The sequence below is a fragment of the Sphingomonas sp. Leaf20 genome (genome assembly GCF_001421535.1).
Lineage (GTDB): Bacteria > Pseudomonadota > Alphaproteobacteria > Sphingomonadales > Sphingomonadaceae > Sphingomonas.
Genome location: NZ_LMKN01000001.1, coordinates 612456 through 626506 on the forward strand (window position 1 = coordinate 612456; position 14051 = coordinate 626506).

General features: G+C 66.4%; 15 protein-coding genes. 12 read left to right on the forward strand and 3 right to left on the reverse strand.

Translation table 11 applies throughout. The features are described from left to right. Nucleotides 1-22 precede the first annotated feature (22 nt). On the forward strand, nt 23-1378 hold the full coding sequence (gorA, locus tag ASE72_RS02960; RefSeq protein ID WP_056016448.1) for a glutathione-disulfide reductase: 1356 nt from the start codon (nt 23-25) through the stop codon (nt 1376-1378). A 2-nt stretch (nt 1379-1380) separates the two neighbouring features. On the opposite strand, the gene ASE72_RS02965 is transcribed toward gorA, so the two are convergent. Then, entirely contained in the window at nt 1381-2163 is a 783-nt protein-coding gene (locus ASE72_RS02965) for a crotonase/enoyl-CoA hydratase family protein (RefSeq protein WP_056016452.1), read from the reverse strand. Between the two features lie 98 nt (nt 2164-2261). Here ASE72_RS02965 and ASE72_RS02970 point away from each other — a divergent pair, with 98 nt between their 5' ends. Continuing rightward, nucleotides 2262-2684, forward strand: a complete 423-nt coding sequence (locus ASE72_RS02970; protein ID WP_056016455.1) for a PaaI family thioesterase — start codon at nt 2262-2264, stop codon at nt 2682-2684. Beyond that, nucleotides 2678-3079: a PaaI family thioesterase gene (locus tag ASE72_RS02975; protein WP_056016458.1), complete on the forward strand. Its 402-nt coding sequence runs from the start codon at nt 2678-2680 to the stop codon at nt 3077-3079. The genes ASE72_RS02970 and ASE72_RS02975 overlap by 7 nt, the downstream gene beginning before the upstream one ends. Before the next feature lie 39 nt (nt 3080-3118). Here ASE72_RS02975 and ASE72_RS02980 read toward each other — a convergent pair whose 3' ends face one another. Further along, nucleotides 3119-4240, reverse strand: a complete 1122-nt coding sequence (locus ASE72_RS02980) for a PQQ-dependent sugar dehydrogenase (RefSeq protein WP_056016461.1) — start codon at nt 4238-4240, stop codon at nt 3119-3121. 178 nt (nt 4241-4418) lie between these two features. Here ASE72_RS02980 and rimP point away from each other — a divergent pair, with 178 nt between their 5' ends. From rimP to rbfA, 6 genes are all read left to right on the forward strand, one after another. Next, nucleotides 4419-5015, forward strand: a complete 597-nt coding sequence (gene rimP / locus ASE72_RS02985) for a ribosome maturation protein RimP (protein WP_056016464.1) — start codon at nt 4419-4421, stop codon at nt 5013-5015. Further along, entirely contained in the window at nt 5015-6724 is a 1710-nt protein-coding gene (gene nusA / locus ASE72_RS02990) for a transcription termination factor NusA (protein ID WP_056016467.1), read from the forward strand. Before rimP ends, nusA begins: the two co-directional genes overlap by 1 nt. Next, on the forward strand, nt 6724-6960 hold the full coding sequence (locus ASE72_RS02995; RefSeq protein WP_056016469.1) for a tautomerase family protein: 237 nt from the start codon (nt 6724-6726) through the stop codon (nt 6958-6960). Before nusA ends, ASE72_RS02995 begins: the two co-directional genes overlap by 1 nt. Nucleotides 6961-7084: 124 nt before the next feature. Then, nucleotides 7085-7843, forward strand: coding sequence for a DUF448 domain-containing protein (locus ASE72_RS03000; RefSeq protein ID WP_056018814.1), 759 nt, complete (start codon nt 7085-7087; stop codon nt 7841-7843). Next, on the forward strand, nt 7840-10683 hold the full coding sequence (gene infB / locus ASE72_RS03005) for a translation initiation factor IF-2 (RefSeq protein ID WP_056016471.1): 2844 nt from the start codon (nt 7840-7842) through the stop codon (nt 10681-10683). Before ASE72_RS03000 ends, infB begins: the two co-directional genes overlap by 4 nt. Before the next feature lie 155 nt (nt 10684-10838). After that, a complete protein-coding gene (gene rbfA / locus ASE72_RS03010) occupies nt 10839-11234 on the forward strand; it encodes a 30S ribosome-binding factor RbfA (RefSeq protein ID WP_056016473.1) in 396 nt (131 codons plus the stop codon). Here rbfA and ASE72_RS03015 read toward each other — a convergent pair. Further along, on the reverse strand, nt 11231-11725 hold the full coding sequence (locus tag ASE72_RS03015; RefSeq protein ID WP_056016476.1) for a hypothetical protein: 495 nt from the start codon (nt 11723-11725) through the stop codon (nt 11231-11233). The genes rbfA and ASE72_RS03015 overlap by 4 nt on opposite strands. A gap of 99 nt (nt 11726-11824) precedes the next feature. Between ASE72_RS03015 and ASE72_RS03020 the strand changes: the two genes are divergently transcribed. From ASE72_RS03020 to rpsO, 3 genes are all read left to right on the forward strand, one after another. Continuing rightward, nucleotides 11825-12400: a thymidine kinase gene (locus ASE72_RS03020; RefSeq protein WP_056016479.1), complete on the forward strand. Its 576-nt coding sequence runs from the start codon at nt 11825-11827 to the stop codon at nt 12398-12400. Between the two features lie 158 nt (nt 12401-12558). Further along, a complete protein-coding gene (gene truB / locus ASE72_RS03025; protein ID WP_056016482.1) occupies nt 12559-13557 on the forward strand; it encodes a tRNA pseudouridine(55) synthase TruB in 999 nt (332 codons plus the stop codon). Nucleotides 13558-13574: 17 nt separating this feature from the next. Further along, nucleotides 13575-13844 carry a 30S ribosomal protein S15 gene (rpsO, locus tag ASE72_RS03030; RefSeq protein WP_055881152.1) on the forward strand — a complete coding sequence of 90 codons (270 nt, stop codon included), beginning with the start codon at nt 13575-13577 and terminating at the stop codon, nt 13842-13844. Nucleotides 13845-14051: the final 207 nt, after the last annotated feature.

The following is a 14051-nucleotide window of genomic DNA, read 5'->3' on the forward strand; positions in this document are numbered from 1 at the left end:
GGCGCGACGACAAGGATAGCCCGTGACCGATACCCAATTCGACTATGACCTCTTCGTCATCGGCGCCGGCTCGGGCGGTACGCGTGCGTCGCGCGTCGCCGCTGCACACGGCGCGCGCGTCGCGGTCGCCGAGGAATATCGCGTCGGGGGCACCTGCGTCATCCGCGGCTGCGTACCCAAGAAGCTGCTGATCTACGGCGCGCATTTCGCCGAGGATCTGAAGGACGCCAAGCGCTTCGGCTGGCAGGTGCCCGACGACTGCGCGTTCAGCTGGCCGACGCTGCGTGACAACGTCATGGAGGAGGTCGACCGGATCAACGGCGCCTATACCCAGACGCTCGAGAACAACCATGTCGACATCATCCACCAACGCGCGGTGGTCTCGGGCCCCAACGAGGTGACGCTCGCCGACGGCAGCAAAAAGACCGCCGCGAAGATCCTGATCGCGGTCGGCGCGCACCCGCTGGTGCCCGACTGCCCCGGTGCCGAGCACGGCATCACGTCGAACGAAGTGTTCCATCTCGACGCCGTGCCGAAGCGCGTGCTGATCGCGGGCGCGGGGTATATCGCCAACGAGTTCGCAGGCATCTTCCACCAGTTCGGCGCACACGTCACGCTGATCAACCGCACCGACGTGATCCTGCGCGGCTATGACGAATCGATCCGCGACCGGCTGCTCCAGATCTCGATGAGCAAGGGAATCGACTTCCGCTTCAACGCGGCGTTCGAGGGGATCGACAAGGGCGAGGATGGCTGCCTGACCGTACACACGAGCGGGCACGAGCCGATCGTCGTCGATCTTGTGATGTTCGCGACCGGCCGCCTGCCCAACACCAAGGGGCTCGGGCTCGAGACCGCAGGCGTCGAGCTCGACGCGGCGGGCGCGGTGGTGGTCGACGACGACAACAAGTCGAGCTGCGACAGCATCTTCGCGGTCGGTGACGTCACCAACCGCATCCAGCTGACCCCCGTCGCGATCCGCGAGGGGCAGGCGTTCGCTGACACCTTCTTCGGCAACAAGCCGACGCGCGTCGACTACGCGAACGTCCCCGCCGCGGTGTTCAGCCACCCGCCGATGGCCGGCGTCGGCATGACCGAATCGCAGGCGAAGCAGGCGCTGGGCTCGGTGAAGGTCTACACGTCGGACTTCCGGCCGATGAAGAACGTGCTCGCGGGGCGCAACGAGCGGTCGCTGTACAAGATGATCTGCGACGGCGAGACCGACCGTGTGGTCGGCATCCACATGATCGGCCCCGACTGCCCCGAGATCCTGCAATCCGCCGCGGTCGCGGTGAAGGCCGGGCTCACGAAGGCCGATTTCGACGCGACGGTGGCGCTGCATCCGACGATGGCGGAAGAGCTCGTGCTGATGAAATAGCCCTAGTCGACAAACACCGCGGCGCGTTTTTCGATGTTGGCGCGGACCTGTTCGACCTGGTTGGGCTTGCGCATCACCCGCCCCTGCGCGTCGCTTTCGGCGCGCAGGATCGCCGCCGAGTCCGCATCCGCGGCGAGCGTGTAAAGCGCCTTCGACCCCCGGATCGCCTGCGGGTTCTTTGCGGCGATCACGCGCGCCATCGTCATCGCGGCGGCATGCGGATTCTCGTCGAGCCGCGTGACGAAGCCGTGGTGCAGCGCCTCTGCCCCGTCGAATTCGCGCGCGGTGTAGGTCAGTTCGCGCAGCACGTCGTCGCGTGCAAGCGTGCGCCACAAAGCGATCCCCGCCATGTCGGGCACCAGCCCCCAATGCGTCTCGCGGATCGCGAACCGGGCCTGCGGGTGCGCGATGCGGATATCGGCGCCCGACATGATCTGGAACCCGCCGCCGAACGCGACGCCGTGGACCGCGGCGATCACCGGCATCGGCAGCGTGCGCCAGCCCCAGGCGACCTGCTGCACCAGATTGGCGTCGCCATACGTCCGGTCGTCGAGCGAAAGCCCCGACCCGCCGCCCGCCATCGACGCCATGTCGAGCCCCGCGCAGAACGCCCGCCCCTCGCCCGACAGCACGACAACGCGCACCTCGGCCATCCCCGCCAGCCGGTCGATCGCGGCGGCGATTCCCGCGAACATCGCCGGGTCGATCGCATTCATCTTGTCCGCGCGATTGAGGCGGACATCGGCGATCCCGTCCGAAACGGCGATGGTGACCCGGTCGTTCATGGCGATCCTCTCTCCTGATCTCGTTGTACACGATGCTAGCCCCGCCCCGCAGGTGCGGCAATGTTGCGCGGCGGTCGGTGGCGTGTAGAGGTCGGGACATGGACGGGTTCGATGCACAGCGATTTTCGAAGCATGGGTTTGGCGGGCACGGCGCCGCGCTCGGCATGCGCTATCATGCGCATGGCGCGGACTGGGCAGAGCTCGCTTTGCCCTATGATCCAAAGCTTGTCGGCGATCCGTCGAGCGGCGTGATCGCGTCGGGGCCGATCATCACGATGATGGACATGGCGACGAGTCTCGCGATCTGGATCAAGCGCAACGCGTTCGTGCCGCATGCGACGCTCGATCTGCGCGTCGATTACCTGCGCCCGGCGACGCCCGACAAGACGGTGATCGGCCGCGGCGAATGTTATCGCCTGACGCGGTCGATCGCGTTCGTACGCGGACAGGCGCATGACGGCGACCCCGATGATCCGCTCGCGCATGTCGCGGGGACGTTCATGGTGCTCGGAACATGGTGATCGGTCTTCCCCCCTATGCGGCGATCCTCGGCGTCGCGATCGAAGCCGAGGACGGCGCGCCGCCGATCCTGGTCATGCCGTTCGCCAACGACGTGGTCGGCCGCCCCGGCTTCCTCCATGGCGGCGCGATTTCCGGGTTGCTCGAAGTGGCGGCGATCGCCGCGCTGTACCATGCGCTCAATGCCGAGGGCGGCGATGGCGCCTCCGCACGCATCAAGCCGGTCAACGTCACGGTCGATTTCATGCGCGGCGGGCGTGACAAGCCGACTCGGGCCGCCGGCGTGGTGACGCGGCTTGGCACGCGCGTCGCCAATGTCGAGGCGACCGCGTGGCAGGACGAACGCGACAAGCCGATCGCCGCTGCACGGATGAACTATCTGATCGTGCGGGATTGACCCCATCCCCCCGCGCGGCAGGGGGACGGGTCCACCATTCTATTTCGCGGTCAGCTTGATCAACCGGCCCTGCGATTCACCGCCGTCTTCGAGCACCCAGATCGCGCCGTCGGGGCCCTGCTCCACCTCGCGGATGCGCGCCCCCATGTCCCACTGATCGCCCTTCGCCGCCGTCGTGCCGTTCAGGTCGACGCGGACCAGCGATTTTGACGACAGCCCGCCGATGAACGCATCGCCCTTCCATTGCGGGAACATCGCGCCCGAATAGATCATCAGCCCGCCCGGCGAGATCACCGGGTTCCACGACACCTTGGGCGCCTCGTAACCGTCGCCCGGCTTGTGATCGGGAATGTCGCGGCCGTCATAATGGCTGCCGTTCGACGCGTTGGGCCAGCCATAGTTCAGGCCGGGCCTGATCAAATTGACCTCGTCTCCGCCCTTCGGCCCCATCTCCTGCTCCCACAAATTGCCCTGCGCATCGAACGCGATGCCGAGCAGGTTGCGGTGGCCATAGGTCCAGACCTCGGGTGCGAACCCCTTGGCGGCGAGCGGATTGCCAGGGGCGGGCTTGCCGTCGAGCGTCAGGCGGAGGACCTTGCCCAGCGTCATCTTCGGATCCTGCGCCGGCGTGAACTTCTGTCGCTCGCCATTGGTGAAGAACAGATATTTGCCGTCGGGCGAAAACGCGATGCGACCCGAATAATGGCCATTGCCCTCGACGAACGGCCGCGCGCTGAAGATCACCTCGATCTCGCCAAGCCGCTCGCCACCCCCGCCGTCGGGGCGCAGCCGCCCGCGCGCGAGGACAACGCCCTTGCCGCCCTCGCCCGCGCTCGAATAGCTGAAATAGACACGCTTGCTCGTCGCGAAATCGGGTGCGAGCACGACATCCATCAAGCCGCCCTGCCCCGCCGAGTCGACCGTGATCGTCGCCACGGTCTGCCGCGTCTTGCCATCGGCGGACACGAGCAGCATCTGCCCCTTCTTCTCCGTCACCAGCATCCGCGCATCGGGCAGGACCGTCATCGCCCAGGGTGACTCGAAATCGGCGACGACGGTCTCGCTGAACGGCTTGCCGCCCGCGGTCTGCGCCGCAGAGACGGTCGCACCGAGCAAAGTGACGGACAGGATGGTGGTAGCGAACAGCGTGCGACGAATCATGATCTTCTCCCGGAAATCTCAACGCAAACGCAGCGTGACGAACGAAGGTTGCTCCCGCTTGCGGAGCAACGCCAGCCGGCGTATAGGGACATCACTTCTCTACATCGCCAGGTGAAGAGGCTGCGGGGCTTGCTCCGCGGCGGAAACCCCCTGTGCTTTGGCCCTGTTTGGAATTTCGATGGCGAATATCGCCCTGCTGACCGACCTGATCGAACCCGAAGCCAAGGCGCTCGGCCTCAGCCTCGTGCGCGTGCGCATGCAGGGCGGCAAGTCCGATCCGACGCTGCAGATCATGGCCGAGCGCCCCGACACCCGCCAGCTAGTGATCGAGGATTGCGCCGAACTGTCGCGCCGCATCTCGGACAAGTTCGATGCGCTCGAAGCCGAGGGCAAGGACCCGGTCGGCGAAGACGCGTACCGTCTCGAAGTGTCGAGCCCTGGTATCGATCGCCCGCTGACCCGGCTCCAGGACTTTGCCGACTGGGAAGGCCAGGAGGCGCGCATCCGCCTTGTCGAGCCGTTCGAGGATCGCAAGCAGATCTCGGGCAACCTCATGGGCGTCGAGGGCACCAAAATCACCGTCGACGTGAACAAGCACAAGATCATGACGATCGACTTTTCGCAGGTCGCCGACGCCAAGCTCGTCATGACCGACCGACTCATCGCCGCGACCGCGCCGCTTTCAACCGAAGGCGCGGACGAAGTATTCTATCAAGACACGCCCACCGATGAGCCTGACGCTCACGAGGCCGAGACCGAAGAAGGACAGCATTGATGGCCACGGCAGTCACCGCAAACCGCGCGGAACTGATCGCGATCGCGAATTCGGTCGCGTCGGAGAAGATGATCGACAAGGCGATCGTGATCGAGGCGATGGAGGACGCGATCCAGCGCGCCGCCCGCTCGCGCTACGGCGCCGAGAACGACATCCGCGCCAAGCTCGACCCCAACACCGGCGATCTGCGCCTGTGGCGCGTCGTCGAAGTGGTCGAGGCCGTCGATGACTATTTCAAGCAGGTCGACGTCAAGGGTGCGCAGAAGCTCCAGAAGGACGCAGCGCTCGGTGACTTCATCGTCGATCCGCTGCCCCCGATCGAGTTCGGCCGCATCGCCGCACAGGCTGCCAAGCAGGTCATCTTCCAGAAGGTCCGCGACGCCGAGCGCGAGCGCCAGTTCGAAGAGTATAAGGACCGCGCGGGCGAGATCATCACCGGCGTCGTCAAGCGCGTCGAGTTCGGCCATGTCGTCGTCGACCTGGGCCGTGCGGAAGGCGTCATCCGCCGCGACGCGCAGATTCCGCGCGAAGTGGTGCGCGTCAACGACCGCATCCGCTCGCTGATCCTCAACGTCCGCCGCGAAAACCGCGGGCCGCAGATCTTCCTCAGCCGCGCGCACCCCGACTTCATGAAGAAGCTGTTCGCGCAGGAAGTCCCCGAAATCTACGACGGGATCATCGAGATCAAGGCGGCCGCGCGCGATCCCGGTTCGCGTGCGAAGATCGGCGTCATCAGCCATGATTCGTCGATCGATCCGGTCGGCGCGTGCGTCGGCATGAAGGGCAGCCGCGTTCAGGCCGTCGTGCAGGAAATGCAGGGCGAGAAGATCGACATCATCCCCTGGTCGCCCGACATCGCGACCTTCGTCGTCAACGCGTTGCAGCCGGCCTCGGTCAGCCGCGTCGTGATCGACGAGGAAGAAGAGCGCATCGAGGTGGTCGTTCCCGACGATCAGCTGAGCCTCGCGATCGGCCGTCGTGGCCAGAACGTGCGGCTCGCGTCGCAGCTGACCGGTAAGGCGATCGACATCCTCACCGAGGCCGATGCCTCCGAGAAGCGCCAGAAGGACTTTGTCGAGCGCTCGGCAATGTTCGAGAAGGAGCTCGACGTCGACGAGACGCTCGCGCAGCTGCTGGTGGCCGAAGGGTTCACGAACCTCGAAGAGGTCGCCTATGTTGAGGTCGAGGAGATCGCCGGCATCGAGGGCTTCGACGAGGATCTCGCGGGCGAGCTGCAGAACCGCGCGACCGAGGCGCTCGAGCGCCGCGACGCGGCCAGCCGCGAAGAGCGCACCGCGCTCGGCGTGGAGGACGCGCTGGCGGGCATGCCGTATCTGAACGAGGCGATGCTCGTCACGCTCGGCAAGGCTGGCATCAAGACGCTCGACGACCTTGCCGATCTGGCGACCGACGAGCTGGTCGAGAAGAAGCGCGTCGAGCCACGCCGTCGCAACGACGATGCGCCCAAGCGTCCCGAGCCCAAGGGCGGCATTCTCGCTGAATACGGGCTCAGCGACGAGCAGGGCAACGAGATCATCATGGCCGCGCGTGCGCACTGGTTCGAGGACGAGGCACCCGAGGCCGAGGCTGACGAAGCCGACGCGGCTCCGGTGGAAGCGGCTTTGGCCGAGGACACTGCGGCAGACGACGCTGCGATGGATGACGCCGCAGAGTCGACCGACGCGAAGAGCGAGGACGACAAGGCCTGATGCCGTTTGTCAGCATCCGCATTTCGGGGTCCGCCACCAAGGACCAGAAGGCCGGCATCGTCGCCGACGTCACCCAGTCGCTCGTCGAGCGGCTGGGAAAGAACCCGGCTGCGGTGCAGATCGTGATCGAAGAAGTCTCGACCGAGAATTACGGCGCGGGCGGCCAGTTGCTGGTCGACCGCGACGCCCCGAAGCCGCAATTGCAGGAGGACGCTCATGCGGAATCCTCGCAATGAGACGCTAGGCGCTACCGACACCCTGCCCTCCTCGTCCCCCGCAAGCGGGACGGGACAGGGCGATCGCCCGGCTTCGACCAAGGGCAAGGGGGGCAAGCGCGAGCGCGCCCCCGGCCCGCCGCGCGTGCGCGAAGGCGCCGACGCCGAACCCATCCGCCGGTGTATCCTTTCGGGTGAGCGCGACGTCCGGCCGCATCTCGTCCGCCTCGCGCTGGCACCGGACGGACAGATCCATCCCGACGTGCGCGCCAAGGCGCCCGGCCGCGGTGCCTGGATCGGCGTCACCCGCGTCGAACTCGAAGCCGCGATCAAGAAGGGCAAGCTGAAAGGCGCGCTCGCGCGGGCGTTCAAGACCGGCGAGTTCACGATTCCCCCAGAGCTCCCCGCGCAGATCGAAGCCGCGCTCGAGCGTAACGCGCTCGACCGGCTCGGGCTCGAATCGCGGTCGGGCACCGTCCTGATCGGATCCGACCGGATCGAGCAGAACGCGCGCTCGGGCAAGCTGAAGGCGCTCTATCATGCGTCCGACGCGGCCGAGGATGGCAACCGCAAGCTCGACCAGGCGTGGCGCATCGGCAACGATGTCGAAGGCTCGGGTCTGCGGGGGTTGGCACTGCCTGCGTCACGCACCATATTGGCGTTGGCGCTGGGGCGGGAAAATGTGGTACACATTGGCCTGACCGACCGCGCTGCAGCAAAGCGGGTGAGCGAAGCGCTCGACCGCTGGCTGCATTTTATCGGCCCCGAACCTTCTCCCGTGTCTTGCGAAACGGCCTCGCAGGGCGCATCGGCGTCCCAACAAAACGGGACGTCACCCATAACAGGGGCGTCCGGATCGACCGGACACAGCCCGGCCGTGGACATGACTGAGGAATTTGAGTGAGCGACACGGACAACGAGAAGCCGAAACTTGGCATGCGCGCACCTTTGGGTGTGAAGCGCACGGTCGAGACCGGCCAGGTGAAGCAGAGCTTCAGCCACGGCCGATCGAATACGGTGATCGTGGAAACCAAGCGTGCGCGCGTGCTGCGCCGTCCGGGCGAGCCCGACGGTCCGGTCGCGGATGCACCGGTTGCGGCGCCCGCACCCGTTGCGGCGCCCGCACCGGCCCCGCAGGCGCGTGCCCCACAGCCCGCCCCAGCCCCCGTGCGCCCGCCCGCGCAGAGCAACCTGTCGCCGCAGGAGCGTCAGGCAAAGCTGCTGCGCGAGGCGGAAGAGCAGCGCATGAACACGCTGGAAGAAGGACGTCGTCGCCAGGAGGCCGAGCGTCTCAAGGCGGCCGAGGACGAGCGCAACCGCGCCGCCGACCGTGCCCGTGCCGAGGCGGAGGCCAAGGCCGCGCCTGCGCCGAAGCCGGTCGAGGCGCCTGCGCCCGCGCCCGTGGTCGAAGCGGCTCCCGCTCCGGTCGCGGCACCGACGCCTGCGCCCGTCGCTGCGCCAGCCCCGGCTCCGGCCGCGACACCTGCGCCCGCGCCTGTCGTCGCTGCACCGAAGCCCGCACCCGTGGTGGCGGCACCTGCGCCGGCTCCCAAGCCTGCGCCGGCCCCCGTTGCTCCGCCGGCACCGCCGCCGATTCTCGAACTGTCGCGCGATCCGTCGATGCCGGCACCACGCCGTTTCTCGCCGGTGGCGCGTCCTGAACGCCCTCCCCCGCCGCCAAAGCCCGTTGCAGCGCCTGCCGCAGCAGCAGCGCCGACCACGGCGGCCAACGCCGGTACGACCGCAGCGCGCCCTGGCGCGACCGGTGCAAACGCACCTGCGGGTGGCGTACGCCGCGATGCCGTCCCGGCACGGCCGCAGCAGCGTGACCGCAAGGGCGACGATCGTCGCACTTCGGGCAAGCTCACCGTCAACCGCGCACTCGGCGATGGCGATGGCGCCCGCGCCCGTTCGCTCGCCGCGCTCAAGCGTGCGCGTGAGAAGGAGCGTCGTGGCACCGGTGGTCCGCGCGAGCCGCAGGCCAAGCAGGTCCGCGACGTGGTCGTCCCCGAGGCGATCACCGTGCAGGAACTGGCCATCCGTATGGCCGAGAAGGGTGCCGACCTCGTCAAGGCGCTGTTCAAGATGGGCATGCCCGTCACGATGACGCAGACGATCGACCAGGATACGGCCGAATTGCTCGTCACCGAATTCGGTCACAACCTGACGCGCGTCAGCGATGTCGACCAGGATCTGGCGAACGACACGATCGACGATGCCGACGAGACTCTGCGTCCGCGTGCCCCGGTCGTCACGATCATGGGTCACGTCGATCACGGCAAGACGTCGCTGCTCGATGCCCTGCGCGGCACCGATGTGGTGCGCGGCGAAGCGGGTGGCATCACCCAGCATATCGGCGCGTATCAGGTCACGCTGAAGGACAAGTCGAAGATCACCTTCCTCGACACGCCGGGCCATGAGGCGTTCACGCAGATGCGTGCTCGCGGCGCGGACGTCACCGACATCGTCATCCTGGTGGTGGCGGCGGACGACGGCCTCATGCCGCAGACGGTGGAGGCGATCGCCCACACCAAGGCCGCGGGCGTGCCGATGATCGTCGCGATCAACAAGATCGACAAGGAAGGCGCCAATGCCCAGAAGGTGCGCGAGCGCCTGCTGAGCGAGGAGATCGTGGTCGAGGACATGGGCGGCGACGTCCAGGACGTCGAAGTCTCCGCGACCAAGAAGATCGGTCTCGACACGTTGATCGAGAAGATCCAGCTCCAGGCCGAACTGCTCGAACTGCGCGCCAACCCGGATCGCGCGGCCGAGGGTACAGTGATCGAGGCCAAGCTCGACAAGGGTCGTGGCCCGGTCGCGACGATCCTCGTCAATCGTGGTACGCTCAAGGTCGGCGACATCTTCGTGGTCGGCGGCGAGAGCGGCAAGGTCCGTGCGCTGGTCGACGACAAGGGCAAGCAGATCAAGGAAGCGGGTCCGGCGATGCCGGTCGAGGTCCTCGGTCTGTCGGGCGTGCCGTCGGCGGGCGATCCGTTCCAGGTGGTCGAGAACGAGGCACGGGCCCGCGAAGTCGCGGAATATCGTCGCAGCGTGAAGACCGACAAGCGGACGGCATCGGTTCCGGCCAGCCTCGAGAGCATGTTCTCGGCGCTGAAGGAAAAGCAGGCGATCGAATATCCGCTGGTCGTGAAGGCCGATACGCAGGGTACCGTCGAGGCGATCGTCGGGGCGATCAACAAGATCTCCACCGACCTGATCAAGGCGCGCGTGCTGAGCTCGGGCGTCGGTGGTATCACCGAGTCGGACGTCACGTTGGCGGCGGCATCGGGTGCACCGATTATCGGCTTCAACGTTCGTCCGAATGCCAAGGCCCGCGAGATCGCGGAGCGCCAGAAGGTCGCGTTCAAATATTATGACGTGATCTACGACCTGATTGACGAGATCCGGGCGGGCATGGCAGGCGAGCTTGGACCGGAAGCGTTCGAGACGGTCGTCGGCCGTGCGGAAATCCGCGAGGTCTTCTCGGCGGGCAAGCATGGCAAGGCGGCGGGTCTGCTCGTCACCGAGGGCAATATCCGCAAGGCGCTCAAGGCGCGCATCACGCGCAACGACGTCATCATCTACCAGGGCGAGATCGCATCGCTGCGTCGCTTCAAGGATGATGTCGCCGAAGTCCGTGCCGGTCTCGAATGTGGCGTGACGTTCACGTCCAACTTCGTCGACATCAAGGCAGGCGACTATCTCGAGACGTTCGAAGTCGAGATGCGCGACCGCACACTGTAATGACGTAAAGCCCTCTCCCCGGGCCCCGCGAAACTGATGGTTTCATGGGTACCCGTCGTGGGGAGGGGGCCGGGTCAGGGGCAATACCGATCGCTCGCGGTCGGGATTGCCCCTCACCCCCACCCTCTCCCCGGAGGGGCGAGAGAGCTGAAAAAATGAAGACCGATACCCCCGAGACCAAGTCCGTCCGCACGCTGCGTGTTGGCGAGCAGGCGCGTCACGCGCTCAGCGACATTCTCGCGCGCGGCGACGTGCACGATGCGGTGCTCGAAAAGCATCTTGTCACGATCACCGAGGTCCGCATGTCCCCCGACCTCCGCCACGCGACCGTCTTCGTGAAGCCGTTGCTCGGCAAGGACGAGGAAAAGGTGCTCAAGGCGCTGCGGACCAACACCGCCTATCTTCAGCGCGAGGTCGCGGCGCGCGTGCAGATGCGCTACGCCGCCAAGCTGAAATTCCTCCCCGACGAGAGCTTCGACGAGGGCACGCATATCGACGCGCTGTTGCGCGCCCCGCATGTCGCGCGGGACCTTGGCGCCGACGAAGGCTAGACGAGGATTCCGCGCTGACTGCGCTGGCCGATTGCCACGCAACTCGCCCAGAGGATGATCGCGCAGGGAATGCCGGTTGCGGCATGTCGGTCCGCCGCCGGCAGCAGCAGCGCGATCGTGCCTGTCGCGATCATCGCCGACCCGGTCGCATAATAGACGGGCGTCGGTATGCCGCGCGCGATCGGCAGGAAGTGCAATCCGACGACGATCGCAAGGATCGGCACCGCCGCATCGGGGATGCCGAGCACCGGGGCCAGCGCGAAGGTCGCGAATATCGCGATCCCCTCGACCATCGTCCAGATGCCGATCAGCCGTCCGATACGCTTGGCGTCCGCCGCTGCCCGTACCGGCGCGGCGATGCGGCTTGCCCAGGTTATCAGCATCACCGAGATCACGATCGGGACAGCCATGCCCGGCCACCCGAACCCGGCAAGGCCGATAACGCCCCAGATCGCCCCGAAGATAGTAAGCACCCAGATGGCAGCGCGCATGACGATCCCCCGATATCATCGGCGATGGTATCCGCGCCGCGCGCAATGTCCACACGCACACAGTGGACGCATCGCATGACGCACGCCTAAAGCCATGCAATGGCGAAACTCTATTTTTACTACGCGTCGATGAATGCGGGAAAGTCGACGAACCTGTTGCAGGCAGACTTCAACTATCGCGAACGCGGGATGCGGACGATGTTGTTCACCGCGGCGATCGACGACCGGTTCGCAGCGGGGACGATCACCTCGCGGATCGGGCTGGAGGCGCCAGCGATCGCGTTCGACGCGACGACTGATATCGGGGCGTGCATCGCCCGGCAGCACGGCGAGGATGCGATATCCTGCGTGCTCGTGGACGAGGCGCAGTTCCTCACCCCCGCGCAGGTCGACCAGCTCGCACAGATCTGCGACGTCGTCGGCATCCCGGTGCTCGCCTACGGCTTGCGGACCGATTTCCAGGGGGCACTCTTCCCCGGATCGGCGCGTCTGCTGGCGCTGGCGGACTCGCTGGTCGAGATCAAGTCGGTCTGCATGTGCGGGCGCAAGGCGACGATGAACCTGCGCGTCGATGCGAACGGCCGCGCAATCGCCGAGGGGCAGCAGACCGAGATCGGCGGCAACGACCGCTATGTCGCGCTCTGCCGCCGGCATTTTACCGAGGCGCTTAGGTAGCCCCCGCCCTTCCGCTTCCACTACCCCGTCATCCTGACGAAAGTCAGGATCCAGGGTACCGAACACGGTCGCACGTGGCTCTGGATCCTGACGTTCGTCAGGATGACGGAGTGTGTGGGGCTCGCGATCTTGCCCCCCAGAATTCAAGGACCCCGAACATGCATGGCTGGATCATTCTCGACAAGCCACTGGGGCTGGGCTCGACGCAGGGCGTGTCCGCGGTGAAGCGCGCGTTGCGCAACGGCGGCTATGGCAAGTTCAAGGTCGGGCATGGCGGCACGCTCGATCCGCTCGCGACGGGCGTGCTGCCGATCGCGGTCGGCGAGGCGACCAAGCTGGCCGGGCGGATGCTCGACAGCGACAAGATCTACGACTTTACGGTAATGTTCGGGGTCCAGACCGACACGCTCGACGCCGAGGGGGTGAGCATCGCGACCTCCGACGTGCGCCCGACGATGGACGCGGTCGAGGCGGTCCTCGCGCAGTTCACCGGCCCGATCGCACAGGTGCCGCCGGCCTATTCCGCGCTGAAGGTCGACGGCGAACGCGCCTATGACCTCGCGCGCGCGGGGCAGGACGTGGTGCTGGCGAGCAGGAACGTGACGATCCACGCCCTCGCCGCCCACCCCATCCGTCATTCCAGCGAAAGCTGGAATCTCTCCGGGGAACAGGCGCCCGCACCACAGGAAGATCCCAGCTTTCGCTGGGATGACGGGGGTGAGGAGGGATCGACAACGCGGTCGGAGGCCCCGTTAGAGGAGGTCACGCTCACCGCGCACGTCTCCAAGGGCACCTATATCCGCAGCCTCGCGCGCGACATCGCGGTGGCGCTCGGCACGGTCGGCCACGTCACCATGCTGCGCCGCATCAAGGCGGGTCCGTTCGACCTCTCTGCCGCGATATCGCTGGACAAACTGGACGAACTCGCTAAGGCCTCCGCGCTTGAAGATGTACTTCTGCCCTTGAGGGTGGCGCTGGACGACATCCCGGCTCTCTCCCTCACCCCCGACCAGGCAGGGGCGCTCCGACAGGGGCGTATCTTGGCCGGGATCGCCGCAGACGATGGCCAATACTTTGCCGAGCTGGACGCCGTCCCGGTCGCGCTGGTCGAGGTCGAGGACGGAGACGTCCGGGTCGTTCGCGGTTTCAATCTGTGATGTCGTAGGACGAATTCATGACGATTACCGCTGAACGCAAGACCGAGCTCGTCAAGGAGCATTCGCGCGCCGAGGGTGATACCGGTTCGCCGGAAGTCCAGGTCGCGATCCTGACCGAGCGCATCAAGAACCTGACCGAGCACTTCAAGGGCCACAAGAAGGACAACCACTCGCGTCGTGGTCTTCTCATGATGGTCAACAAGCGCCGGACGCTGCTGGATTATCTCCGTCACAAGGACGGCCAGCGCTACCTGGATCTGATCGCGAAGCTCGGTCTTCGCAAGTAACACGAACGGCTCCCTTCGGGGGGCCGTTTTCGTATATAGGGTTGTTCTCCCGCGAAGGCGGGAGTCCAGACTGGGCCTCCGCCTTCGCGGAGGAACAGGAAGTGCCAGAACACAATTCGGTGAACTGGCCAGAAGCGACAACTCGCTTCGAACCGCCGCGAGCCGGCTTAGCTCGCACATAGGCCCCGGTCGGCATCTGGCCGCCGG

Bases quoted from the DNA above. Each gene is read 5' to 3' on its own strand.
- ASE72_RS02965 (WP_056016452.1), bottom strand. From the start codon at position 2,163: ATGAACGACCGGGTCACCATCGCCGTTTCGGACGGGATCGCCGATGTC.
- ASE72_RS02970 (WP_056016455.1), top strand. From the start codon at position 2,262: ATGGACGGGTTCGATGCACAGCGATTTTCGAAGCATGGGTTTGGCGGG.
- ASE72_RS02975 (WP_056016458.1), top strand. From the start codon at position 2,678: ATGGTGATCGGTCTTCCCCCCTATGCGGCGATCCTCGGCGTCGCGATC.
- ASE72_RS02980 (WP_056016461.1), bottom strand. From the start codon at position 4,240: ATGATTCGTCGCACGCTGTTCGCTACCACCATCCTGTCCGTCACTTTG.
- rimP (WP_056016464.1), top strand. From the start codon at position 4,419: ATGGCGAATATCGCCCTGCTGACCGACCTGATCGAACCCGAAGCCAAG.
- nusA (WP_056016467.1), top strand. From the start codon at position 5,015: ATGGCCACGGCAGTCACCGCAAACCGCGCGGAACTGATCGCGATCGCG.
- ASE72_RS02995 (WP_056016469.1), top strand. From the start codon at position 6,724: ATGCCGTTTGTCAGCATCCGCATTTCGGGGTCCGCCACCAAGGACCAG.
- rbfA (WP_056016473.1), top strand. From the start codon at position 10,839: ATGAAGACCGATACCCCCGAGACCAAGTCCGTCCGCACGCTGCGTGTT.
- ASE72_RS03015 (WP_056016476.1), bottom strand. From the start codon at position 11,725: ATGCGCGCTGCCATCTGGGTGCTTACTATCTTCGGGGCGATCTGGGGC.
- ASE72_RS03020 (WP_056016479.1), top strand. From the start codon at position 11,825: ATGGCGAAACTCTATTTTTACTACGCGTCGATGAATGCGGGAAAGTCG.
- truB (WP_056016482.1), top strand. From the start codon at position 12,559: ATGCATGGCTGGATCATTCTCGACAAGCCACTGGGGCTGGGCTCGACG.
- rpsO (WP_055881152.1), top strand. From the start codon at position 13,575: ATGACGATTACCGCTGAACGCAAGACCGAGCTCGTCAAGGAGCATTCG.